The sequence below is a fragment of the Ensifer sp. PDNC004 genome, assembly GCF_016919405.1.
GTDB lineage: Bacteria > Pseudomonadota > Alphaproteobacteria > Rhizobiales > Rhizobiaceae > Ensifer.
Genome location: NZ_CP070353.1, coordinates 3,616,256 through 3,638,262 on the forward strand (window position 1 = coordinate 3,616,256; position 22,007 = coordinate 3,638,262).

Consider the following 22,007-nt stretch of genomic DNA (forward strand, 5'->3'; position numbering starts at 1 on the left):
CAGAAGAGGCGAGCGCGGTCGTTTCCGCGCAAAACAAAACCCGCCTCATAGGCGGGTTTTGCGAAACTCTCGAATGTCGGGCCCGCATCATGCGGGGATCGGTGCAAGCCCTGGCAGGGAATCAGGCAGTTTCGGCGTATTCGGCACCATCCGGCTCGCGCAGCACATAGCCGCGGCCCCAGACGGTTTCGATGTAGTTGGCGCCGCCGGCGGCGTTTGCAAGCTTCTTGCGCAGCTTGCAGATGAAGACGTCGATGATCTTCAGTTCCGGCTCGTCCATACCGCCGTAGAGGTGGTTCAGGAACATTTCCTTGGTGAGCGTCGTGCCCTTGCGCAGCGAGAGCAGCTCGAGCATCTGGTATTCCTTGCCGGTCAGGTGGACGCGCTGTCCGCCCACTTCAACCGTCTTGGCATCCAGGTTGACGATAAGCTCGCCGGTGGAGATGACCGACTGGGCGTGGCCCTTGGAGCGGCGGACGATCGCATGAATGCGAGCGACCAGTTCGTCCTTGTGGAACGGCTTGGTCATGTAGTCGTCTGCGCCGAAGCCCAGGCCGCGAACCTTGTCTTCGATGCCGGCCATGCCCGAAAGAATCAGGATGGGTGTCTTCACCTTGGAAAGACGCAGCGTTCTCAAGACTTCGTAGCCGGACATATCCGGCAGGTTGAGGTCAAGAAGGATGATGTCATAGTCATAAAGTTTGCCGAGATCGACGCCTTCTTCACCGAGATCGGTGGTGTAGACGTTGAAACTCTCGGACTTGAGCATCAGCTCAATGCTCTGAGCCGTTGCACTGTCGTCTTCAATTAATAGAACCCGCATATTCTTCCCCTTTTCCGCCGCCCAAGGTTGTCGTGGCACCCTTACGCGATACGGATCCAGTCGTTGCCTGATTTGGAGGCTGCCACCAAATGGTTAACAAATTCTGATTCCCTCTGGCAAGGTGTATCGAGTTTGTTAAATATTTTTAGCAGTCTCCTGATTTCAAACGTGAATCCAGAACGGCTAATCTCATGTGAAACATGAGGAAATCCCGTTATCTGACTCTTCTGACTCGTTAATGCCGGGGCGGTCACATTTCGTGCCTCAGCATTTACGGAGCCTTAAATCATCACGCCTATGATTAACGATGCCCGTAAACGAAAGGTTACCAGCGGTAGGCTTTTGTTAATATCGCTGAAGATTTTTCGTTTCCGGCCCTGTTCGGGCCGGCTCGCGGGCAAATCAGTAACCGGGGTCTCGTTATCCACGGGAGTATTGCGTATGAAAGCACGTGAGAGCCTTGTCCGCCTGAAGGAGTTTCAGGTCCGGGAGAAGCAGCGTCAGCTGAACCAGCTTCAGATGATGATGGCTGAGTTCGAACGGATGACCAAGGATCTGGAAAATCAGATTATTTTCGAGGAGAAGAAGTCGGGTATCTCCGATCCCCAGCACTTCGCCTATCCCACCTTCGCCAAGGCCGCACGTCAGAGAGCCGACAATCTTCAGGTCTCCATTCGCGAGCTGAAGACGCAGCAGGATGCTGCCGAACTCGCGCTCGAAGAAGTGCAGGCCGAATACGCGAAGGCGGCGGCCCTCGAAGAGCGGGACACGTCGACCCGCCTGCGGGCATAGCTGCGGCTCCTGCGCCACAATCCGGCGCAGCGGGCCGTAACGTCTTGGTCCAAAGGGTGATTTTAACCCCGAGCCGGATGCGGCAAGGGGGATTTGTCCGTTGGACGGGCCGACAGCCCGTTTCGGAGCAGATGGTTCCATCCTTGACGGATCATGCGGTTGGCATGATCCGATCCGGCACGATCGTGACAAGACAAAAAGACCCGCCCCGATGCCTCGGCATCCGGGCGGGTCTTCTCATTTCGGGACCGACAGCGCCGTTGGTTCTTTCAAGGTGCACGCGATTTCGATATAAGATTCGTGCCGCGGCCGCAGGCGCAGGTGTCTCAACCCTGGATGACGTCCTGCCATTCGGGATGCCGCATCGCCTGGGCTTTCATGAAAGGGCAGAGGGGGATAATCTTCCAGCCGCCCTTGCGGGCTTCCTCGATTGCATGCTTGGCCAGGGCCTGGCCGACGCCCGTGCCGCGCAGGGCATCCGGAACGAGCGTGTGATCGACGATGATCAGTTGCGGCGAGGTGCGCGAATAGGTCATTTCACCGGTATGGCCTTCGACTGATGTCGAGTAGCGGCCGTGCGATCCGGTTTCCTCGTGCATGATTTCCATGGCAACCTTCCTTGGAACGGGTTTGTCTGCGTGGAAGCTAGCGCAGTTTTTCGCAAATCGGAATCGCCCGCTCGGCCATCGCCGGTGCACAGTGCGTTCGCGAAACGCAACCAATGCCGGTCCGCACGGGACCTTTAAAAACGACGGCGGCGGCCCCGGGGAACCCGGAGCCGCCGCGCGACCTATGGCCCTGTGATGGGCGAAATTAGTGGCGATACTGCTGGATGCGAGTGGTGCGCAGGCCGGCGAGACCGTGATCGTTGATCGAGGACTGCCAGGACAGGAACTCCTCGACAGTAAGGGTATAGCGTTCGCACGCTTCTTCCAGGCTCAACAGGCCACCGCGCACGGCGGCAACAACCTCAGCCTTCCTGCGGATTACCCAGCGCCGGGTATTCGCCGGCGGCAGATCCGCAATCGTCAGAGGGCTGCCATCGGGGCCGATGACATATTTCACGCGTGGTCGCATCATTTCGGTCATGGGACTCTCTACACAAACTCAAGACCATATGACCGTGACCTTAGCCTGCCACATTTAACATTTGCCTAAGCGTCAAGTAACAATTTGCTCATAATTTGAGACACTTCCGATGGGCCTTTGCCCATGTGCGGCGTCCCCCAAAACTTGCGGCAATATTTCCCCGACTTGTGGAAACGCTTGAGAACAATCCGGATTCTCCCGGAATTGACATGGGAGCCATGCAAATACCACATTTCACTTTAACTAAAATTTTTGGTAACGAAGCCCCGAAATAAGGATGAGCGTCGTATGTACGCTCCCGCATTCATTCTTGGTGCATCGTCATATTTTTCACAACCGGACGCGTTTCTTTCGCGGGCAGGCCGGTAGCGGCAGTTTTATTTCGCCTGCCGGGTGAATTTCATGCTCCTGACGATGTGGGGCGTTGTTTGTATTTCTCTCGACCGGTGCGGTGGCGCCGGGGATGTGGTGATCGCAGATGAAGGAATCGCATGAACCGGCCTTGCTGCGCGAGGCTGAAACGGTGGAGATGTTTTCGGACATCGATACGGCCACGGTGCGCACCGAGTACGAACTTCTGCATCTCATGCGGCGGTTGATCGCGCGCTATGGCTTCGGCCATTTTATGATCGCGCGCATGCCGCTTGCCGAACAGCAGCGCTTTTCCGAGCGGCTGGTGCTCAGCAACTGGCCGTCCGAACTGGTGCGCCAATACGACGCCTGCGAGACTTTCCAGTCGAGCGGGCTGGTTGAAAAGTTGCGTTTCACCAAGCTGCCGGTAACCGGCGGGGCCGAACTGCTCGATGTCGCGGCCAAGCCTGCGGACGAGGCGATGGTGCACCGGCTGCTCGCCCATCCGGAGATGGCGCGCCATTTCGCGGTGCTGCTGCACACAAGCGGCGGCGATCCCTTCATCGCCATGCTGTCGGGCCGCCGCGAGGCGCCGGCGGGCGTCGAGCGCGCCACGCTGTATCTCACTTTGGTCCAGCTTTTCGAATGCCTGGAGCGCACCTTCGACACCGGCAATACCGCACGCGAAAAGCTGTCGAGCCGCGAGTTGGAATGTCTGCGCTGGGCGGCCGCCGGCAAGAGCAGCGACGAGATCGGCATCATCCTGGGGATCTCGACCTATACGGTCAGCAGCTACTTCAAGAGCGCGACCCGCAAGCTCGATGCCGTCAACCGCATGCAGGCGATTGCCCGCGCCATGCGGCTGAAGCTGATCTGACGCCTTTAGGGCCAGGCACGCGCATGTCATCCGCAGCGGCCGGCCTTGCCGCCGGACGGACAAGTTTCTATATGTCGCGGAACTGAAAGTACCGCGACGCGCTCTATGCATCCGATTGATGCCGGCCGCCGCGGAGCCGAAGATGCCGTGGGCCGAGAGTTGCTCGGCAAAGCATCGCATGAAGCGTGAAACAGGGCAGGCGCAAGGTTGCCGCCCGAAGGCCGGATTGGATCCCGTGAACAGTCTCGATTTTGACCGCAAGCCCGAAGATACGCGTGTCGTCGTTGCCATGTCCGGCGGCGTCGACAGTTCCGTCGTTGCCGGCCTGCTCAAACGCGAGGGCTACGATGTTCTCGGCATCACGCTGCAGCTCTATGATCACGGCGCTGCTGTGCACCGGGCCGGCTCCTGCTGTGCCGGCCAGGACATCGACGATGCGCGCCGCGTCTGCGAAACGCTCGGCATTCCCCATTACGTGCTCGACTACGAAGCGCGCTTCCGCGAAACGGTGATCAATCCCTTCGCCGAAAGCTATATCGCCGGCGAGACGCCGATCCCCTGCGTTGCCTGCAACCAGACGGTCAAGTTCGCCGACCTGCTCTTGACGGCCAAGGAACTCGGCGCCGATGCGCTGGCGACCGGCCACTATATCCGCTCGCGCCCGAGCCCGAACCCGCGCTATGCCGGCCAGCGGGCGCTCTACCGGCCGACGGATGCCGACCGCGACCAGAGCTACTTCCTCTTTGCGACGACGCAGGAGCAGATCGACTATCTGCGCTTCCCCTTAGGCCATCTCTCCAAGGCCGAAACCCGCAAGCTCGCCGAAGAGATGGGCCTTGTCGTCGCCCAGAAGGCCGACAGCCAGGACATCTGTTTCGTGCCGCAGGGCAAGTACAGCGACATCGTCTCGAAGCTGAAGCCGAATGCGGCACTCTCCGGCGACATCGTGCATCTCGACGGCCGCGTGCTCGGCACGCATGAGGGCATCCTGCACTACACGATCGGCCAGCGCCGCGGCATCGGTGTTGCGACCGGCGAGCCGCTCTATGTCGTCTATCTCGATGCCCGCTCGCGCCGCGTCATCGTCGGCCCCAAGGAAGCGCTGGAGACGCGCCGCGTCTACCTGCGCGACGTCAACTGGCTAGGCGACGAGGATGTCGAAGCGGCAGCCGCCCGTGGCTTTGAATGTTTCGCCAAGGTGCGCTCCACCCGCCAGCCGGCGCCTGCCGTGCTCGCGATGGACGACGAGGGCATCTATGTGGAGCTTGCCGAGGGCGAAGCCGGCATCGCGCCCGGCCAGGCCTGCGCGCTCTATTCCGGCGTCGGCGAGGACGCGCGCGTCTATGGCGGCGGATTTATTCGCAAATCGGAACGCGAAGCCGGCGCGGAAGCCGCGCTGAAGGCGCTGCTTTCGGCGCAGGCAGCCGCCTGAAGCCCTTGATTTCCGGGCTGTTGTGAAAACTTCACATTTTCCCGGAGACTTGGGTTGACAGTGGGCGGAAGCGGGCCGTATAAGCCGCCCGTCCAGTCAAGACGGCTTCCACTACGAAGCGCTGACGCGGTACCCGGCGGAGTAGCTCAGTAGGTTAGAGCAGAGGAATCATAATCCTTGTGTCGGGGGTTCGAATCCCTCCTCCGCTACCATTTTCCGACTATCCACGCCGAAGACGTATCTAGCGCTTTTCCTCCAAGGCGAGGTTAGCGTAGACGGTGGCAGCTCGCTGCTTAGAGTAAGCTCTCACTGGCTCTTGTTTGGGACGAAGGTCGTGAAGGCTGGCCTTCGGGAGCGCGTGGAACTGTTGATGCGCGAGCTGCATGAGCAGGCTCGCATTTCTTTGCCTGCAACGTCGATGGAGCAAGCCGTTTCCCGACGCAATGTAGGGCTGCTCAACCAGTTTCTCGATACGGACGATCGGGAAGAGATTGATCTTCATCTTCTGCGCAAAGAGGTCGCCAAAGACCTTTTGGAGGCTCGTGGAAGCAGTACGGCAGACGGACGCCCTAGTCCGCGCCCTTAACACTCGCATAATTTCCTCGTCATCTCAAAATTGTGGAGATAAGCCAGATCCCGCCTAGTTTGCGAGCAAGGGTCGAATCTGCGACTTATGAGGGAGGTTCAAACGGAGGTTCGGAATGTTCGAGCGCCCCCCTTTTAAGGATTGCGGTAGTTGCGGCCAGCAGTCTGCTACGGGCATCGTCTGGATCTCGCCATCATCTTTCAAGCGGCGTTGCAAGTTCTGCAAGGTATCCACTTCGCATCCGTTACCAGATCTCGACAAACAGGTCCTTTACTTGGATCAGTTCGCGATTACCGCCATCTTCCAAACTAAGACCGGTAAACTAGCGCCCGGCGCGCATCATGCTAAATTCTGGTCCGAAGCTAGCGGGCTCTTGGATCGTGCAATAATGCGTCAGCAGATCATCTGCCCTGCGTCGAACATTCACCGAGATGAGACAATCGTCCATTACGACAGTGAGGCGCTCGGCCTGGCTCATGAGATGCTGGGCGGGGATACGTCCTTTGAGAACACAACACAAATTGAGCATGATCAAATCTTTGACTATCTCGATGCCTATTTGAAGGGGCAAAATGCTCCCCGGTTGGAGTTCAATGTCGATGAAATCCTGCACGGAAGCAGAAATGCCTGGCTGCAAGACATCCACATAACCGCACAAATGGACTGGAGCGCATTCGTCGAGGACACGAGGCGAGCTAGAGACGATGGTGCGGCCAACCTTGTTTCCCTCTACGATCGCTGGGCGACTGAACGCCCTACCTTTGAACAGGTGCTAAGTCATGAGCTTTCGGACGCCTTTGCTACCTACATAGGCGGCTATCTCCACTTTATGTCCAAGGCTGCGGCGGCAATGAAGTCGGGAGACAATGAGGGATTTATGCAGGGCGCCCTTGCGCCGGTTGTTTCGCTAATCCACGAAATCAATCGCGTGTTCACTGAGCGCGGCATTCCAGAAGCACAGGCATTGAAAGAAACGGCAAAGTTCTTTGCATGGCCCCAATTGCAGACTTTGCCGGCGGGTTGGGTATCTGCGCATCTTTTCGCGGCGATCGCGGACCGGCTCGCGAAAGGACAAAAAAGATACCCAACACGCGGCATGTCGAACGATATTAAGGTCATCTCTGTTTATGGACCGTACGTGGATGCCATGTTTCTCGACAACGAGTGTGCTGACTTGCTGCAACAAAAGTCAGTTGCGAAGGGCGTGAACCTGAAGGCGCGCATTTTCTGCCTGAAACGGAAGGATGAGTTTCTCCAGTATCTGCAAGATTTAGGTGATGCCGCGCCTGTCGAAGTCGTTGAGGCCTCCCGCGAACTGTACGGCGACCTCGATTGAATGGGGCTAGTACGTCTTTGGCGACATGCAAGTTTGGACGCATTTCGGCTGATCACTTGTATGTTCGCAAGCGGCTCGATTTGGCGACGACAGCCTTGATTTCTCGGGTTTCCAGGCCGTCAACTTCAACGTGCTCCTGATTGTGGATCGAGTGCTCGGCGAGAACTTCATTGCTCGACAATTTGCCGGCGATCTGGTTGCTGGCCCCGTTAGTTGAAGGGGTTCACATGAAAATGCGCATACTGCCAGCGGTCGTTGCCGCAACGCTTTTGGCCGGCTGTCAAACCCAGCAGGTCGAGGAAATGACCTAGACCCAGCAGAAGGAATTCGTGAACCAGATGGCCATGCGCTGCGTGAAGCAGGGTTATGGGTCTCAGTCCGGTGAGTTTCGCCAGTGCTATGAAGCGGAATACAAGCGCGAAGTTGCCTTGCGCGTGCGGGCCAAGCAGCGCGAAGACATCCAACTCGCAAACCCTGCTCCAGTCAGCCCACGAGTTACTTGCAGAACGACTTCGTACAGCTTCGGCAACCCTTGTGATGCGTTGCAGCTAGATCGTCGTTCGTTGACAACGACCTCTGAAGAACATTGGAAATTGGCTGCAGCCGAGGATTCCCGCCGCCCGGTTTTTCGGGCGGCGTTTACCTCCGAGCATCGCTCGCTGCTGCAGCGGTCAGACGAACTGGCAAGCCACCTCAAGCTCGGTCATGGCTTTTGAAGCGCTCGACTGTGGTCGCGGTCATGCTGCGACCATAGCCCGATTCGCCCACGAGAACGAGGGGACGGCCGCTCGCCAGAAGGAGAGCGGTTCATGTTGCCGGTGCTGCGTGCCGGCACCCGTCTTTAAGGCTTTGCCAGCTTCAGCGGCAATGTCAGCGCCGGCCCACTCTTGACCCCGAACTGCCTTCTGAACGGCCGTGACGCGGTGCCGTCGAAAAGCGATTGCGGCAGGGGCGCGCTGATGGCCCATTTGTATTTCGCGTCCGGCTCGTTGCCCAGTTCCTGATGGGCCACCGCGCTCAAGGGCAGGACATATTCGGGTTTGCGCAGGCCCTTCTCGGAATTGCCGAGCCATGTCAGCACGACCAGAGTTTCGCCGCCGAGTTCGAGGGCATCGAGTGTCAATTGCTTGCTGCCGACGGATGCGCGGACCGCCTGTTCGTGGAACTTGAAGGCACTGAGCTTCAGCTCGTTTTGCGGGTCCGTCATTTTGTCTGGGCCTTTCTGCACGTTCTTCTCGCGCTTGTTCCAAGTGCTGGTTCACTGATCAGCGTTCCGTATCATAATCCATCGCCCAATCCACTTCATACAGGTGCCGACGCCACTGGCGGACCAAACGATAGCTTTGTAGGTTGACTACAACTTCGGATATTCGAACGGTTTTGTGGAGATAGGGATGCGTGCGACGTCGAGCCTCTTCTTTGGTCTGCTGGCTGCAACCGTGATGGCGGGCGGCCTTGCCAGTGTGCCGGCTGCCGCGCAAGGGATCGGTGATCTGAGTGGCGTGGCGATGGTGACTGGCACCTGCGAACGCTTGGTCGTTGCTGGCGAAGATATGACGAACACGTGCGAGGGGCGGCTCATCCAGTCGATTTACCGCACCGGCCGGACGGGCTTCACAGTGAACATCGGCTCTGGCGGCGCCATCACCTTTAGCGGCATCGAAGGCGAAAAGCCGGACGCCGATAGCCAGTTGCAGAGTGTCGACAAGGTCATTGTGAACCGCGGCAAGGATGGCGAGCCTATAAGCTCCAAAGACGTAACCGGTTCCTGTTTCTACGAAAATCCGTTCAAAGGACCGGCGACGACCCAATGTGAAGGCACTGATGCCGAGAAAGGTGCCTATGTTCTGCAATTTAGGACGGATGGTACGCCGCCGAACCTCCTGAACTATGGGATCGAGGAGACTGCCAAGGACGCCCCGGATCGCGCTTTCAAGTTCGGCGTTTGGAGTGGTGCGCGCCTGAACGGCGACAAAGCGAATGGCTGCGTGCTGTCGCGAGACGCCGATGGGGCGACGACATTCATGGTCTATGCGAACGCCAACGAGGCATTTGATCTTGGATTCTACAACGAAGCCTGGTCGTTCAAGGCCGAGACGCCTCCAAGCGCCGAGTTGCTTTTCGATGGCAAGCCTTACCCCGCCGTCAGCGTCGAGGTTCTCACGCCGCAGCAACTGGTCGTGCGCGGCGGGGGTGAGGAAGGTGGCTTCCAGGCGCCAATCGAACAAAGCGTCCAACTCATGTTCCGCGTTGGTGACGCCGAGGTCAAGGTCGACCTGAAAGGCGCGCCAGCTGCGGTTGCAAGGCTCTGGAATTGTGTTGGCGGTACGTAAGCAACACCGCCCGGGGACGGTCGCTCATGGCAGCGACGTTGCATTCGCCGTGACTTGGCCGACGCCCAATCGAAAAAACTAAATGATTATCTGCTGATCGACGAGGTGATCGTCGTGTAGTCCGGCAGGTCGATATTGGCGATTTCGGCTGCGCGATATTGGGACAGGGCGAAGTGCATGATCGCGATCACGGTGATCGAGAAGACCAGTACGGTGACGTTGACGCCGAAAGCGGTTTTGATCATGTCCTTGTCCCCCATGTCCTGCGCTTGTTGATGTCTTGGCTAAAAACCGTGACATGGAGACTATCGTGTGGCGTCAATTGTGCTGTTCCCCGGGGAACATGGAATATGGTTGCTGAATTCTTAACCGGCGTGGCCTGAAAACCGCAGGTGCAGAGACTGCTTGCGATCGTCGGGGCGGCGGATAAGGTGCGCAGCTCGGCCGGACCGGATCAGGACCGGACATCTTCACAGGCTGGCGCCCGCGCAAAACGGCGTTGGCCTCAGCCGGACGCGCGGCAACGCCTCGCCGCCGCCGCATTTTCAGAAGCGATTGCATCATGACCATCTCCATCCGCCCCTCCCGTCCATCCGATTTTCCGCGCACCTTCGAGATCTGGCGTAGCGCCGTCGTTGCCACCCATGATTTCCTGACGCCGGAGGATTTTGCTGCAATCGAGGTGCTGGTGCGCGACCAGTATCTGCCGGCCGCCGAGTTCTGGATTGCCGCGGACGAAAATGACCAGGCGCTCGCTTTCATGGGCATGAGCGGGGCGCAGATCGACTCGCTCTTCGTCCATGCCGACGCGCGCGGCGCAGGTGTCGGCCGGCGGCTGATCGAGCATGCGATGAGCCTGCATCCGGTGCTGACGGTCGATGTCAACGAGCAGAATGTGTCGGGCGCCGGTTTCTATCGGCGGATGGGTTTTGAGGTGGTCGGGCGTTCGCCTGTCGATGATGCGGGCCGGCCCTATCCGCTGCTGCATCTCAAGCGCGGCTGAACGATGCGAGCCGGCGCCCGATCAGGCGGCCGGCTTGTCGATTGTGATCAGGAAGAGGACGGCAGAGGCCGCCGGTTCGATGGTGACGGCGGTTGCGCCCGTGAGCACCGCCGTGTCGCCCGCTGCGAGGTCGGCAGTGGTCTCGCCTGCGGTCAGCCGCGCGGCGCCGCCGTGGCAAAGCAGGAGGGTCGTGCCCCCCAGGCTTTCCGCCCTGTGCGGGTGGTCTATCGCCAGGCGCTGAACCGAGTGCGCGAGCTTTCCGCGCCGTGTCATGACATTGAGGTCGACGATCGGACCATCGACGAGCGTCGCCGAGGTTGCGACGTCGGCAGGGAAGGGGAGCGGCGCCGTCTCGCCGGTCATCAAGGCGGGCGCGCGCCCCTCGATCATCAGCCGCATACCCTTGCCCTGAAGGATGGACAGCGTGCGGTCGATGCCGGGAAAGCTGGAGAAGGGGCCGTCGGTGGCAACGGTCGCCATGCTGGCGCGCCAGTCGAAATCGCCAAGCGAGGCCTTCTCGGGGAAAATGGCGATCTCCACCGTCTCGCCCCCGCCGTTCTTCCACGGCATGCGCTTGTAGTCTTTCGCGCGCAGGACCTTCATGGCGTGCCTCCTTCGATCAGCGTGCGCATGCGGGCGAAGTCGCCGTTGAGCGGCCGGTCGTCGGCATAGGTGGGAATGTCCGCACGGATGCGCCGGTAGAGCGCGCCGGTGCGGGCAGCGCGGCCACGCGGCTGCAGGTCATAGGCTTGCGTCGCGGCGAGCAGCTCGATCGAAAGGATCGTTTCGAGATTGTCGGCGATTGCGAGCGCCTTCCAGGCGGCGGGCGTCGCATGGGTGAGGATATCCTCCTGCAGCGCCGAGGTGATGCCGCCGTCAAGGCTTGCGGGTGCGGCCAGGCGCCGGTTTTCGGCGGCGAGCGAGGCGGCCGTGTATTGCGCGATCATGAAGCCGGAGGCAACGCCGCTGTCCCCGGCAAGGAAGGCCGGGAGGCGACTCACCAGCGGATTGACCAACCGGTCGATGCGCCGCTCGGAAATGGCGGCGACTTCGGCAATGGCGACGGCCAGGCTGTCCATGGCAAGGCCGAGGGCTGCACCCACCGCATGGGCCTGCGAATGCACTTCCGGCGCCTCAGGCGTGCCCGACACGGCCGGGTTGTCGGTGAGGCTTGCAAGCTCGCGGTCGACGACTTCGGCGACCTGGGCGAGCGCATCGCGCGCGGCCCCGTGCACGTGGGGCACAGCGCGAAGGCTCAAGGGATCCTGCGTGCGGGTGCCGGCAGTCTCGGCCAGCATCGGGCTATCGGCGAGATAGGCGCGTAGCGTTGCTCCGACCGCGTCCAATCCGTCCGAGCGACGAAGCGCCAGCGGGCCGGCGGCAAAGGCATTGGCCTGGCTGCCGAGGTTTTCATAGGTCATGGCGGCGGCGGCATCCGCCCAGTCGAAGAGATGCGTGGCGCGCGAAAGCGCAAGCGCCGCAAGGCCGGTGGCGCAGGGTGTGCCGTTGACGAGGCTCAGGCCCTCCTTAGCTTCGAGCCTGAGCGGCTTGAGGCCGATCCGCGCGAGCGCCTCGATGCCGCTGATCTTGTCCTTGCCGTCATCGACGATGCCGTGGCCGATCAGCACGAGGCCGATCGCCGCTGCATGGGTGAGATAACCGACGGAGCCGCGCGAGGGGATGTAGGGGATGAGGTTGGCGTTGAGCAGTGCCAGCAGCGCCTCGACTGTCTCGATGCGCACGCCGGAATAGCCGTGGGCGAAGTTAGCGATCTGGGCGGCCATCACCGCCCGGGCTTCGGGCCGGGCAAGCGGCTCGCCAACGCCGCAGGAATGGCTGAGGATGATGTTGCGCGACAGCGCCTGCTGGTTCTCGCGGTCGATGACGACGTCGCAGAGCGCGCCGACGCCGGTGTTGATGCCGTAGCCGCGGATGCCGCGCTCGACCAGAGCGTCGACGACCCGGCGAGCGTGGACGATGCGCTGGCGTGCCGTAGCGGAAAGCGCGAGCGGTGCGCCATTGGCGACCGCTGCGATTTGCTTCCAGGTCAGCGGCGCATCGAGGACTACATTCTCACTCATGGGCTTCCGGTCGTCCCTGTCGGCGTTGCACGAAGCGGGCAACATAATCGTTGGCCGGCCGTTGCAGAATATCGTCCGGCGTGCCGACCTGCACCACCTGGCCGTCCTTCAGGATGGCGATTTCCGAACCGATGCGCAGTGCCTCGTCGAGATCGTGGGTGATGAAGACGATCGTCTTTGAAAGGTTCTGCTGCAACTGCAGCAACTGGTCCTGCATGTCGGCACGGATCAACGGGTCGAGCGCCGAGAAGGCTTCGTCCATCAGGATCACGTCGGTATCGGCGGCAAGCGCCCGGGCGAGGCCGACGCGCTGCTTCATGCCGCCCGAAAGCTGGTGCGGAAACTTGGCGTCGTAGCCGGCAAGGCCGACCGTCTCGATCCATTTCATGCCGATGTCGCGGGCCTCGGCCTTGGGCAGGCCGCGCACGCGCTGGCCGTAGACGACGTTCTGCAGCACGGTGCGGTGCGGCATCAGGGCAAAACTCTGGAACACCATGCTGACGCGGTGCATGCGGAAGGTCCGCAGCGCCTTGGCGTCGAGGTCGAGGATGTTGTTGCCGTCGAAGGCCACTTCGCCGCTGGTCGGCTCGATCAACCGGTTGATGTGGCGCACCAGCGTCGACTTGCCGGAGCCGGAAAGTCCCATGATCACGAAGATCTTGCCGGCGCCGATCGTCAGGCTGACATTGTTGAGACCGACGCTGCAGCCGGAGCGGGCAAGGATTTCGCTCTTGTTGAGCCCTTCCTTGGCCATGGCGAGGGCTGCTTTCGCGTCCTGTCCGAAGATCTTGTAGACGTTGCGGATCTCGATATCAGCCATTGCGGGGATCCTCCGTCCGGCTCTTGCCGAAGCCTTGCGTGATGCGATCGAGAACGATCGCCAGAATGACGATGCCTATGCCGGCTTCCAGCCCCTTGCCGACGTCGAGCGTCTGGATGCCGTTCAGAACCTGCTCGCCGAGGCCGCGGGCGCCGATCATCGAGGCGACGACCACCATCGACAGCGCCATCATGATCGTCTGGTTGAGGCCGGCCATAATTGTCGGCGTGGCGAGCGGCAGCTCGACGCCGAAGAGGATCTGGTTGGGGCTGCCGCCAAAGGCGGTCGCAGCTTCCACGACCTCATGGTCGACCTGACGGATGCCGAGATCGGTGAGGCGGATGAGCGGTGGCACGGCGTAGATGATGGTGGCAAGGATCGCCGGCACCTTGCCGAGGCCGAAGAGCATCAGCGCCGGGATCAGGTAGACGAAGCTCGGCATCGTCTGCATGACGTCGAGCACCGGCAGGGTGATGCTGCGCACCGTCCGGCTCTTGGCGACGAAGATGCCCATGGGAACGCCGATGATGACCGAGACGATCGTTGCCATCAGCATCAGCGCCAGCGTCTGCATCGTCAGGTCCCAGAGGCCGAGAACGCCGACGAAGAACAGAAGCACGCCGACGGCGACCGTCAGGCCCCAGCGCTTGGAGCTCTGCCAGGCGAGCGCCATGAAGATGAGGATGACGACCCACCAGGGCAGGCCGCGCAGGATCCATTCGATGAACAGAACGGCTTTCAGAATGACGGCGCTGATCGCCTTGAAGACCCAGCCATAGCCGCTGACCAGCGCCTGGATGAAGTCGTTCACCGGCCCGCGAATGGAGAGATTGAGAGAATCCGGAAACATCGGAAACGTTCCTTGCTCGGGTCATCGATGGCCGCCTCCTGCGGTCATCGATGACGCTTGCCTCGGGAATGGTCGCAAGGGGCCGGGACGAGCCCCACCGACACGTATGTGTGGTGGGGCCCGATCGCAGCGATTGCGCGATTACTTCAGGCTGGCTTCGATCTTGCCGCGGGCTTCGTCCGAAACCCACTTGCCCCAGACATCTGCCTTGGTCTTCAGGAATTCGGCGGCGGCCGCCGTCGCATCGACCTTGTTGTCGGCCATGTAGGCGAGGCTGCCGTTGACGGCTTCGAGCGGGAAGGTCGCCTTTTCGAGGATGGCGATGATCTCGGGGGCTTCCTGCGCGAAGGTGCTGTTGACGCCATAGGAGACGTCCACCGATGGGAAGGCGCAGCCCTGGTCACGCTTGCCGTTGGCGCTCGAAAGCTCTTTCCAGCATTCTTCACTATAGGCCGGCTCCTCAAGCTGCACGAGCTTGAACTTGCCCATGATCGCGGTCGGCGACCAGTAGTAGAAGAGGATCGGCTCGCCCTGGAGATAGGCGGACGTGATGGCGGAATCGAGTGCCGTGCCGGTGCCGGGACGGAAGTTCACGTAGGTCTCACCGAGCTTGTAGGCTTCGAGCTTGGCGGAGCTCACGCCCTCGCAGGTCCAGCCCGACGGGCAGTTGAGGAAGCGGCCCTTGGTCGGCTCCTCCGGATCGGCGAAGAGCTCGACGATCTTCGGGTCGGAGAGCTGCGAGACGCTCTTCAGGTCCGGCGCCTTGGCTTCGAGGCTGCGTGAGGCGTCGCCCTTGATCACGTATTCCGGCACGAACCAGCCTTCGCTGGCGCCGACGAAGGTCTTGCCGACGGCGACGACCTTCTTTTCCTCGACCGCCTTGTTCCAGATATCGGAGCGGCCAAGCCACTCCTCGGCGAAAATCTGCACGTCGTTGTTGGCGGTTGCCTGTTCGAGCGTCACCGAGTTGCCGGGGATCGAATCCACCTGGCAATCGTAGCCCTTGGAAAGGATGGTCTTCATCACTTCGGTGATAAAGGCGCCGCTTTCCCAGTCGATGCCGGCGAACATGACGGTCTTGCCGTCGCCGCAATAGGAAGCGCTGGCGCTGCCGGTGGAGGCCGCAAGCACGAGGCCGGTGGCGGCGAGGGCGAGTTTCAGTTTGTTGATCGACATTAAGCTGTTCCCTGATTTGATTTTGGCTTTGACGATTACTTCAGTTTCATCAGCACCCGCGCGAAGGCACGGTCGATATCGTCCTCCCGGTCGTGGCGTCCGTTCCGGATCTTCCACGCGCCCGCGACCATGACGTCGCGGACAGTCTCGCCGCCGAGCGCAAAGAGCCAGCGGTCGAGGATCTGGTTGTCGGTGGCGGCGGCGATGTAGGGATTGCTGCCGTCGAGCACGACGAAATCGGCGCGCGCGCCAACGGTGATGCCGGTCGTCTTCTGGCCGGCCGCCTGGGCGCCGCCCTTATGGGCAGCGTCGAAGATCGTCCGGCCGATCGAGGCGCCGGGGCCGGTCGCGAGCCGGTTGCGGCGGCGATCGCGCAGCCGCTGGCCGTATTCGAGCAGCCGCAGTTCCTCGGCAACGCTGGTCGCCACATGGCTATCGGTGCCGACGCCGATGGCGCCGCCTTCGGCCATGAAATCGACCGCCGGGAAGATGCCGTCGCCGAGATTGGCCTCGGTCGCCGGGCAGAGACCGGCAACGGCGCCCGAACGCGCCAGACGCTGCCGTTCGCTTTCCGTCAGATGCGTTGCGTGGATTGCGCACCAGCGTGCGTCGACGGGCATTTCATCGAGCAGCCACTCGACCGGGCGGCGGCCGCTCCAGGCGAGGCTGTCGTCGACTTCCTTGGTCTGCTCGGCCACATGGATGTGGATCGGACCGGCAACAGGTGCGGCATCGAGGATGATGCGCATCTCCTCAGGCGTCGCCGCGCGCAGCGAATGGATGGCATAGCCGAGCGTTTGGTCCGCGTCGCGGCAGAGCGGCGCGAGCCGCTCAAGCAGTGCCAGGAAACGCTCGGGATCATGGAGGAACGGCCGCTGGCCGGGATTGGGCGCGACGCCGCCGAAATTGGCGTGGGCGTAGAAGACAGGTAGATGGGTAAGGCCGATGCCGGTCGTGCGAGCGGCGGCGAGAATGCGCAGCGACATCTCGGCGGGGTCGGCATAGGGCGTGCCATCGGCCTGGTGGTGCAGGTAGTGGAATTCGGCGACGTGTCCGAAACCGCCCTTCAGCATTTCCATATAGAGCTTGGCGGCGATCGCCTCGACATCGTCAGGGTTTACCAGCCCGACGGTGCGATACATTTCCTCGCGCCAGGTCCAGAAGCTGTCGTCGCCGCTGCCCGCCACTTCGGCAAGGCCGGCCATGGCGCGCTGGAAGGCGTGGGAATGAAGGTTGGCGATCGCCGGGATCAGCGGGCCGGCCGTGCGCTCGTCGCTGCCAGCGGCGGCGCTGCCGGTTTCGATCGCTGCAATGCGACCGGACGCGTCGAGCGAAATCGCGACGTTCTCGGCCCAGCCGCCGGGCAGGAGAGCCCGCTCTGCAAAGATCCGGTTGACGGGAAAACTAGCCATGTGCATTTTCCTGTACGTAGTTGTATATGGAACTATAGATATTTTGCGCTGGCGCGCAAGCGTGAAATGAACGAAAAGATTCGAGTGCGAATGCGCACGATTTGTTCGGCGGCGCGGAAAGGCGGGGCTTGAGTTGATGACGGCACTGGGAAAACGGAACGAGACGACCGCTTTCGAAGACGGCCCGGTGCCGCGCTACGAGGCGGTCAAGCAGTTCATCCGCAGCCGCATCGAGAGCGGCGAATGGCCCGCCCATCATCGCATTCCCTCGGAAAACGAGATCGTCGCCGACCTCGGCGTCAGCCGCATGACCGCCAACCGGGCGCTCAGGGAACTGGCAACCGAAGGCGCGATCACGCGGGTGCAGGGCGTCGGCTCCTTCGTGGCGGCCCACAAGGGCAGCACCGCGCTGCTTGAAGTGCGCAACATTGCCGACGAGATCCACGAACGTGGCCACGCCCATACGTCGTTGATGACGCTGCTCAAGGAAGAGGTCGCGACGCCTGACATCGGCTATGCGCTGGGCCTTGCCACCGGGGCCCGCGTCTTTCACTCGATCATGGTGCATTCGGAAAACGGGCTGCCGATCCAGATCGAGGATCGTTTCGTCAATCCGGCGATCTGCCCGCGCTATCTGGAACAGGATTTCCAGGCGATGACGCCGAACGCCTATCTCACCGCAATGGCGCCGATCACCCGCACCGAGCAGATCGTCGAAGCGGTGGCGCCGCAGCTCTGGGAATGCAAGCTGCTCGGCATCGACCGCAACGAGCCATGCCTGATGATCCGGCGCCGCACCTGGTCGGACGCCGGCAATGTGACGACGGCGCGGCTGCTCTATCCCGGCACGCGCTATCGGCTGGAAGGCATGTCGCAGTAGGCTGCGGGTGGGTGTAAACGGGAAACCGCACATCTTTTCCTTGATCCCGCTCTAATCTCGACAACATTCCGGTCGATTCGGAGGATCGACCGCCGAAGGGGAGGATGACGAGACCATGGTTGAGGACGCGCTGAAGCTTCGCACCGAGCTCCCAAGACCCGATGTCGGAGCCGAGGAGGCACGTTCACTGCTCGCCGAACACTATGGCCTGTCGGGTACGATCAGCGAGCTTGGCAGCCAGCAGGACCGCAACTACCGCCTCGACACGGGCGAACGGCGTTATGTTCTGAAAATCTGCCGGGCGGAATACGAGCCGCTGGAAATGGAAGCGCAGAACGCGGCGTTGCGGCATCTCGGCAACCGTCTGCCGACCGCACGCGTTGCGGAAGTCGTGCCCTCTCTCAAGGGCGAGGCGATCGAGAGCGTCGCCATCCGCGGCGCGGATTATCGCATTCGCCTGCTCAGCTATCTCGAAGGCGAACCGCTCACCCGGCGCAAACATCTGTCGCGCGAAGCCGTGGCTGCCCTCGGCGGCCTGGCGGGCCAGCTCGCGTCGGCACTGGAGGACTTCGAGCATCCGGGGCTCGAACGGGAGCTGCAATGGGATCTCAGGCGCGCCGGCCCCGTCGTCCTGCATCTGCTTACTGATATGGCGGACCAGCAGCGCAAGAAGCGCATCGCTGAAGTGATGGTCGGCGCCATGCGGCGGCTGCAGCCGCTCACCCCTGGCCTCAGGACCCAGGCCATCCACCATGACGTCACCGATGACAACGTTGTCAGCCGGCCCGACGCGGCCGGCCGGGCGATGCCGGACGGCGTGATCGATTTCGGCGATATCCTCAATGGCTGGCTGGTCGCCGAACTTGCCGTCACCTGCGCCTCGCTGCTGCATCATGCGGATGGCGACCCCTGGTTCATCCTGCCGGCGGTCAAGGCGTTTCATGCGGCATGCCCGCTGACCGAGGTGGAACTGAAGGCGCTCTGGCCGCTGATCGTCGCGCGCGCTGCAGTGCTGGTTGCAAGCTCCGAACACCAGCTCTCCCGCGAGCCCGACAACGCTTATGTCGAGGGCAATGCCGCGCATGAGCGGGAGATCTTCGAGGTCGCCTCGTCGGTGCCTTCGGCGCTGATGGAGCACGCCATTCTTTCAGCCGTCGGCTTCGCGCCGGTCTCGGCCCGGGTGACCGGTGAGAGCCTGATCCCGGGGCTCGGCCCCACGGACGTGCGCCAGATCGACCTCTCGATCCTGAGCCCGCTTTTGCCGGAGGAGCGCTGGCAGCACCAGGGATTGCCGATCTCGCTCCTCCAGCACGCCGCGCATGCAATCGGCATCGCGACGACGCGCTACGGCGAATACCGGATGACGGAGACCCTGCTGCGGTCACCGAAGCCCGATGCCACCTTTGCCTTGCATGTCGATATCTGCCTGGAGGCCGGGCGCGAGATTGTCGCTCCCTTTGCCGCTCGTATCGTCCGGCAGGACGGGCTGCTGGTGCTCGAGGGGGCTGAGGCGAGCCTGTTTCTCGAGGGCGTGGAAGCCGGTGCCGATCTTGAGGACACGATCGTTGCTGGTGCCGTGCTCGGCGTCGTCTCCGGCGAACAGAAGTCCTACGGCCTGATCCGTGTCCAGCTTTGCCGCGAGCATGGCCTCGTGCCGCCGCTTTTCGTCATGCCGCATCAGGCGGCGGCGTGGAAGCACCTATGCCCGTCACCGGCCGGCATCCTCGGCTTCGAATGCGATGGGCCGGAGCCGCACAGCGATACACTGCTCGCCCGCCGCCAGCAGCACTTCGCCAGGCCGCAGAAGAACTATTACCTGCAACCGCCGCAGATCGAGCGCGGCTGGAAGGACCATTTGTTCGATATCGAGGGCCGCAGCTATCTCGACATGGTCAACAACGTCACCATTCTCGGCCATGGGCATCCCCGGCTTGCCGCCGCGGTCGGGCGGCAATGGTCGCTGCTCAACACCAATTCGCGCTTCCACTATGCCTCCGTCGCCGAATTCTCGACGCGGCTTGCAGCCCTCGCGCCGGATGGGCTCGACACGGTGTTCCTCGTCAACAGCGGCTCGGAGGCGAACGATCTGGCGCTGCGGCTTGCTTGGGCCTATTCCGGCGCGCGCAACGTCGTGAGCCTGCTCGAGGCCTATCACGGCTGGACGGTCGCGAGCGATGCGGTGTCGACCTCGATCGCCGACAATCCGCAGGCGCTCGAAACCCGCCCGGCCTGGGTGCATCCGGTCACCGCGCCCAATACTTATCGCGGCGAATTCCGCGGCGCCGACACGACCGACAGCTATGTGCGCTCCGTCGTCAAGAAACTGACCGAACTGGACGCGGCGGACGAGAAGCTCGCGGGCTTCATATGCGAGCCGGTCTACGGCAACGCCGGCGGCATTCCCTTGCCGAAGGGCTATCTCGACGCTGTTTATGCGATGGTGCGGGCGCGTGGTGGCGTTTGCATCGCCGACGAGGTGCAGGTCGGCTACGGCCGGCTCGGCGATTATTTCTGGGGCTTCGAGGAGCAGGGTGTCGTGCCCGATATCATCACGGTCGCCAAGGGCATGGGCAACGGACATCCGCTTGGCGCCGTTATTACCCGCCGCGAGATTGCCGATGCGCTGGAAAAGGAGGGATACTTCTTCTCGTCCTCGGGCGGCAGCCCGGTGAGCTCGGTCGTCGGGCAGGTGGTGCTCGATATCCTGACCGAGGAAAGGCTGCCGGAAAACGCACAGGTGGTCGGCGGCTATCTGAAAGCGCGGCTCGAAGCGCTCGGGCAGCGTTTCCCGCTGATCGGCGCGGTGCACGGCATGGGGCTCTATCTCGGCGTCGAATTCGTGCGCGATCGGGAGACCCTGTCGCCGGCAACCGAAGAGACTGCGGCGATCTGCGACCGCCTGCTCGATCTCGGCGTCATCATGCAGCCGACCGGCGACCACCTGAACGTGCTGAAAATCAAGCCGCCGCTCTGCCTGTCGCGCGAGAGCGCCGACTTCTTCACCGACATGCTGGGCCGCGTGCTGGAGGAAGGCTGGTAAAAGCGAAAACGCCGCGGGGAGGGCCGCGGCGTCTCGTTGGCGCTTTTCCTTGGGTCTAGCAATTCCGAACGGAGACTTGCCGGAATTGCTCCTTGCGGATCAGCGTGCCGGCGGGGCGTACATCAGGCCGCCCTGGCTCCAGAGTTTGTTGAGACCGCGATCGATCTTCAGCGGGCTGTCCTTGCCGAGGTGGCGTTCGAAGACTTCGCCATAGTTGCCGACGGCAGAAACCACCTGGTAGGCCCACTTCGGATCGAGGCCGAGCGACTTGCCCGCTTCGTTCTCGATGCCGAGGAAGCGCTTCTGGGCGGTCGTGCCGCTTTCGATCAGCTTGGCGGCATTGTCCTTGGTGATGCCGAGTTCTTCCGCTTCGGTCAGTGCGAACAGCGTCCAGCGCACGATCTTGAACCACTGATCGTCGCCCTGGCGGACGGCCGGGCCAAGCGGCTCCTTGGAGATGACTTCCGGCAGAACGACGAAACGATCGGGGTCGTTCAGCGTCAGGCGCTGGGCATAAAGCGCCGAAGCGTCGGTCGAGTAGACGTCGCAGCGCGCGGTGTTGAAAGCCTGGATCGTCTGGTCGGCCTTCTCGAAGGCGACGACCTGGTACTGGATGTTGTTGGCGCCGAAATAGTCGGCCATGTTCTGCTCGGTCGTCGTGCCGGTCTCGGTGCAGACGGAGGCGCCGGAGAGTTCCTTGACGCTCTTCACGCCGAGGTCGTTGCGCACCATGAAGGCCTGGCCGTCATAGTAGTTGACGCCGACGAAGCTCATGCCGAGATCGGTGTCGCGCGACAGCGTCCAGGTGGTCTGGCGCGAAAGCAGGTCGGCCTCGCCGGACTGCAATGCGGTGAAGCGCTCCTTGGTCGAGAGCGGCACGTATTTCACCTTGTCGGGATTGCCGAGCGCTGCGGCAGCCACCGCGCGGCAGAAATCGATGTCGAAGCCGGTCCATTCGCCCTTGTCGTTGGGTGCGGAAAAGCCGAGCACGCCCTGGCTGACGCCGCAGCGAAGCTCGCCGCGTTCCTTGATGACGTCGAGCATGCCGGCGTTGGCGGCGGTGCCGGCAAGAAACGCCGCGCTCGCCAGAGCCAGAACTCCAAGTTTCACTCCAAGTTTCATTTCC

At 62.0% G+C, this 22,007-nt stretch carries 22 protein-coding genes and 1 tRNA gene; 11 read left to right on the forward strand and 12 right to left on the reverse strand.

Annotation, left to right across the window (positions count from 1 at the left end):
* Window positions 1–121: 121 nt before the first annotated feature.
* Window positions 122–823, reverse strand: a complete 702-nt coding sequence (gene ctrA / locus JVX98_RS25645) for a response regulator transcription factor CtrA (protein WP_025424706.1) — start codon at window positions 821–823, stop codon at window positions 122–124.
* A 441-nt stretch (window positions 824–1,264) separates the two neighbouring features.
* Between ctrA and JVX98_RS25650 the strand changes: the two genes are divergently transcribed.
* Window positions 1,265–1,615, forward strand: a complete 351-nt coding sequence (locus JVX98_RS25650) for a flagellar export protein FliJ (RefSeq protein ID WP_034806460.1) — start codon at window positions 1,265–1,267, stop codon at window positions 1,613–1,615.
* 326 nt (window positions 1,616–1,941) lie between these two features.
* Here JVX98_RS25650 and JVX98_RS25655 read toward each other — a convergent pair whose 3' ends face one another.
* Both JVX98_RS25655 and JVX98_RS25660 read right to left on the reverse strand, forming a co-directional pair.
* Entirely contained in the window at window positions 1,942–2,223 is a 282-nt protein-coding gene (locus JVX98_RS25655; RefSeq protein ID WP_205237868.1) for a GNAT family N-acetyltransferase, read from the reverse strand.
* Window positions 2,224–2,428: 205 nt separating this feature from the next.
* Entirely contained in the window at window positions 2,429–2,704 is a 276-nt protein-coding gene (locus JVX98_RS25660) for a DUF1153 domain-containing protein (RefSeq protein ID WP_003527546.1), read from the reverse strand.
* A gap of 478 nt (window positions 2,705–3,182) precedes the next feature.
* Between JVX98_RS25660 and JVX98_RS25665 the strand changes: the two genes are divergently transcribed.
* The 6 genes from JVX98_RS25665 (at window position 3,183) to JVX98_RS25690 (ending at window position 8,002) form a co-directional block, all read left to right on the forward strand.
* Window positions 3,183–3,932 (forward strand): LuxR C-terminal-related transcriptional regulator, encoded by a 750-nt coding sequence (locus tag JVX98_RS25665; RefSeq protein WP_034806462.1) that lies wholly within the window; start codon window positions 3,183–3,185, stop codon window positions 3,930–3,932.
* Between the two features lie 178 nt (window positions 3,933–4,110).
* The gene (gene mnmA, locus JVX98_RS25670) at window positions 4,111–5,364 is read left to right on the forward strand and encodes a tRNA 2-thiouridine(34) synthase MnmA (protein WP_052201569.1); all 1,254 of its coding nucleotides are present in this window, start codon (window positions 4,111–4,113) and stop codon (window positions 5,362–5,364) included.
* Window positions 5,365–5,499: 135 nt separating this feature from the next.
* Window positions 5,500–5,576 (forward strand) — tRNA-Met (locus JVX98_RS25675).
* Window positions 5,577–5,698: 122 nt separating this feature from the next.
* Window positions 5,699–5,950 (forward strand): hypothetical protein, encoded by a 252-nt coding sequence (locus tag JVX98_RS25680; RefSeq protein WP_205237870.1) that lies wholly within the window; start codon window positions 5,699–5,701, stop codon window positions 5,948–5,950.
* 115 nt (window positions 5,951–6,065) lie between these two features.
* Window positions 6,066–7,286 (forward strand): hypothetical protein, encoded by a 1,221-nt coding sequence (locus JVX98_RS25685; RefSeq protein WP_205237872.1) that lies wholly within the window; start codon window positions 6,066–6,068, stop codon window positions 7,284–7,286.
* A 329-nt stretch (window positions 7,287–7,615) separates the two neighbouring features.
* Window positions 7,616–8,002 (forward strand): hypothetical protein, encoded by a 387-nt coding sequence (locus JVX98_RS25690; protein WP_205237874.1) that lies wholly within the window; start codon window positions 7,616–7,618, stop codon window positions 8,000–8,002.
* Between the two features lie 125 nt (window positions 8,003–8,127).
* Here JVX98_RS25690 and JVX98_RS25695 read toward each other — a convergent pair whose 3' ends face one another.
* Window positions 8,128–8,493: a hypothetical protein gene (locus tag JVX98_RS25695; RefSeq protein ID WP_205237876.1), complete on the reverse strand. Its 366-nt coding sequence runs from the start codon at window positions 8,491–8,493 to the stop codon at window positions 8,128–8,130.
* A 187-nt stretch (window positions 8,494–8,680) separates the two neighbouring features.
* Here JVX98_RS25695 and JVX98_RS25700 point away from each other — a divergent pair, with 187 nt between their 5' ends.
* A complete protein-coding gene (locus JVX98_RS25700; protein ID WP_205237878.1) occupies window positions 8,681–9,619 on the forward strand; it encodes a hypothetical protein in 939 nt (312 codons plus the stop codon).
* An 86-nt stretch (window positions 9,620–9,705) separates the two neighbouring features.
* Here JVX98_RS25700 and JVX98_RS25705 read toward each other — a convergent pair whose 3' ends face one another.
* On the reverse strand, window positions 9,706–9,864 hold the full coding sequence (locus JVX98_RS25705) for a hypothetical protein (protein WP_162768803.1): 159 nt from the start codon (window positions 9,862–9,864) through the stop codon (window positions 9,706–9,708).
* Between the two features lie 317 nt (window positions 9,865–10,181).
* On the opposite strand from JVX98_RS25705, the gene JVX98_RS25710 reads away from it, so the two are divergent.
* A complete protein-coding gene (locus JVX98_RS25710; RefSeq protein WP_205237879.1) occupies window positions 10,182–10,622 on the forward strand; it encodes an acetyltransferase in 441 nt (146 codons plus the stop codon).
* 21 nt (window positions 10,623–10,643) lie between these two features.
* Here the strand turns inward: JVX98_RS25710 and JVX98_RS25715 are convergent, their stop codons facing one another.
* The 6 genes from JVX98_RS25715 to hutF form a co-directional block, all read right to left on the reverse strand.
* Entirely contained in the window at window positions 10,644–11,225 is a 582-nt protein-coding gene (locus JVX98_RS25715; protein ID WP_205237881.1) for a HutD family protein, read from the reverse strand.
* Entirely contained in the window at window positions 11,222–12,703 is a 1,482-nt protein-coding gene (gene hutH, locus JVX98_RS25720; RefSeq protein WP_205237883.1) for a histidine ammonia-lyase, read from the reverse strand. Before hutH ends, JVX98_RS25715 begins: the two co-directional genes overlap by 4 nt.
* Window positions 12,696–13,523, reverse strand: coding sequence for a glycine betaine/L-proline ABC transporter ATP-binding protein (locus tag JVX98_RS25725; RefSeq protein WP_192450672.1), 828 nt, complete (start codon window positions 13,521–13,523; stop codon window positions 12,696–12,698). The genes hutH and JVX98_RS25725 overlap by 8 nt, the downstream gene beginning before the upstream one ends.
* Complete coding sequence (locus JVX98_RS25730) at window positions 13,516–14,373, reverse strand: proline/glycine betaine ABC transporter permease (protein WP_205237885.1); 858 nt, start codon at window positions 14,371–14,373, stop codon at window positions 13,516–13,518. The genes JVX98_RS25725 and JVX98_RS25730 overlap by 8 nt, the downstream gene beginning before the upstream one ends.
* 141 nt (window positions 14,374–14,514) lie before the next feature.
* Entirely contained in the window at window positions 14,515–15,549 is a 1,035-nt protein-coding gene (locus JVX98_RS25735; protein WP_205237887.1) for an ABC transporter substrate-binding protein, read from the reverse strand.
* 35 nt (window positions 15,550–15,584) lie between these two features.
* Window positions 15,585–16,961, reverse strand: a complete 1,377-nt coding sequence (gene hutF / locus JVX98_RS25740) for a formimidoylglutamate deiminase (protein ID WP_205237888.1) — start codon at window positions 16,959–16,961, stop codon at window positions 15,585–15,587.
* A gap of 136 nt (window positions 16,962–17,097) precedes the next feature.
* Between hutF and hutC the strand changes: the two genes are divergently transcribed.
* Both hutC and JVX98_RS25750 read left to right on the forward strand, forming a co-directional pair.
* Entirely contained in the window at window positions 17,098–17,841 is a 744-nt protein-coding gene (gene hutC / locus JVX98_RS25745) for a histidine utilization repressor (protein WP_205237889.1), read from the forward strand.
* A gap of 115 nt (window positions 17,842–17,956) precedes the next feature.
* Window positions 17,957–20,881: an aminotransferase gene (locus tag JVX98_RS25750; protein WP_205237890.1), complete on the forward strand. Its 2,925-nt coding sequence runs from the start codon at window positions 17,957–17,959 to the stop codon at window positions 20,879–20,881.
* 99 nt (window positions 20,882–20,980) lie between these two features.
* Here JVX98_RS25750 and JVX98_RS25755 read toward each other — a convergent pair whose 3' ends face one another.
* Window positions 20,981–22,003: an amino acid ABC transporter substrate-binding protein gene (locus tag JVX98_RS25755; protein WP_205237891.1), complete on the reverse strand. Its 1,023-nt coding sequence runs from the start codon at window positions 22,001–22,003 to the stop codon at window positions 20,981–20,983.
* Window positions 22,004–22,007 lie beyond the last annotated feature (4 nt).

What these genes read in the sequence shown, in the direction of transcription:
- hutH (WP_205237883.1), bottom strand. Translation starts at nt 12,703, where the DNA reads ATGAGTGAGAATGTAGTCCTCGATGCGCCGCTGACCTGGAAGCAAATC.
- JVX98_RS25695 (WP_205237876.1), bottom strand. Translation starts at nt 8,493, where the DNA reads ATGACGGACCCGCAAAACGAGCTGAAGCTCAGTGCCTTCAAGTTCCAC.
- JVX98_RS25665 (WP_034806462.1), top strand. Translation starts at nt 3,183, where the DNA reads ATGAAGGAATCGCATGAACCGGCCTTGCTGCGCGAGGCTGAAACGGTG.
- JVX98_RS25755 (WP_205237891.1), bottom strand. Translation starts at nt 22,003, where the DNA reads ATGAAACTTGGAGTGAAACTTGGAGTTCTGGCTCTGGCGAGCGCGGCG.
- JVX98_RS25650 (WP_034806460.1), top strand. Translation starts at nt 1,265, where the DNA reads ATGAAAGCACGTGAGAGCCTTGTCCGCCTGAAGGAGTTTCAGGTCCGG.
- JVX98_RS25700 (WP_205237878.1), top strand. Translation starts at nt 8,681, where the DNA reads ATGCGTGCGACGTCGAGCCTCTTCTTTGGTCTGCTGGCTGCAACCGTG.
- JVX98_RS25660 (WP_003527546.1), bottom strand. Translation starts at nt 2,704, where the DNA reads ATGACCGAAATGATGCGACCACGCGTGAAATATGTCATCGGCCCCGAT.
- ctrA (WP_025424706.1), bottom strand. Translation starts at nt 823, where the DNA reads ATGCGGGTTCTATTAATTGAAGACGACAGTGCAACGGCTCAGAGCATT.
- hutF (WP_205237888.1), bottom strand. Translation starts at nt 16,961, where the DNA reads ATGGCTAGTTTTCCCGTCAACCGGATCTTTGCAGAGCGGGCTCTCCTG.
- JVX98_RS25715 (WP_205237881.1), bottom strand. Translation starts at nt 11,225, where the DNA reads ATGAAGGTCCTGCGCGCGAAAGACTACAAGCGCATGCCGTGGAAGAAC.
- JVX98_RS25735 (WP_205237887.1), bottom strand. Translation starts at nt 15,549, where the DNA reads ATGTCGATCAACAAACTGAAACTCGCCCTCGCCGCCACCGGCCTCGTG.
- hutC (WP_205237889.1), top strand. Translation starts at nt 17,098, where the DNA reads ATGACGGCACTGGGAAAACGGAACGAGACGACCGCTTTCGAAGACGGC.
- JVX98_RS25710 (WP_205237879.1), top strand. Translation starts at nt 10,182, where the DNA reads ATGACCATCTCCATCCGCCCCTCCCGTCCATCCGATTTTCCGCGCACC.
- JVX98_RS25655 (WP_205237868.1), bottom strand. Translation starts at nt 2,223, where the DNA reads ATGGAAATCATGCACGAGGAAACCGGATCGCACGGCCGCTACTCGACA.
- JVX98_RS25730 (WP_205237885.1), bottom strand. Translation starts at nt 14,373, where the DNA reads ATGTTTCCGGATTCTCTCAATCTCTCCATTCGCGGGCCGGTGAACGAC.
- JVX98_RS25750 (WP_205237890.1), top strand. Translation starts at nt 17,957, where the DNA reads ATGGTTGAGGACGCGCTGAAGCTTCGCACCGAGCTCCCAAGACCCGAT.
- mnmA (WP_052201569.1), top strand. Translation starts at nt 4,111, where the DNA reads ATGAAGCGTGAAACAGGGCAGGCGCAAGGTTGCCGCCCGAAGGCCGGA.
- JVX98_RS25705 (WP_162768803.1), bottom strand. Translation starts at nt 9,864, where the DNA reads ATGATCAAAACCGCTTTCGGCGTCAACGTCACCGTACTGGTCTTCTCG.
- JVX98_RS25685 (WP_205237872.1), top strand. Translation starts at nt 6,066, where the DNA reads ATGTTCGAGCGCCCCCCTTTTAAGGATTGCGGTAGTTGCGGCCAGCAG.
- JVX98_RS25725 (WP_192450672.1), bottom strand. Translation starts at nt 13,523, where the DNA reads ATGGCTGATATCGAGATCCGCAACGTCTACAAGATCTTCGGACAGGAC.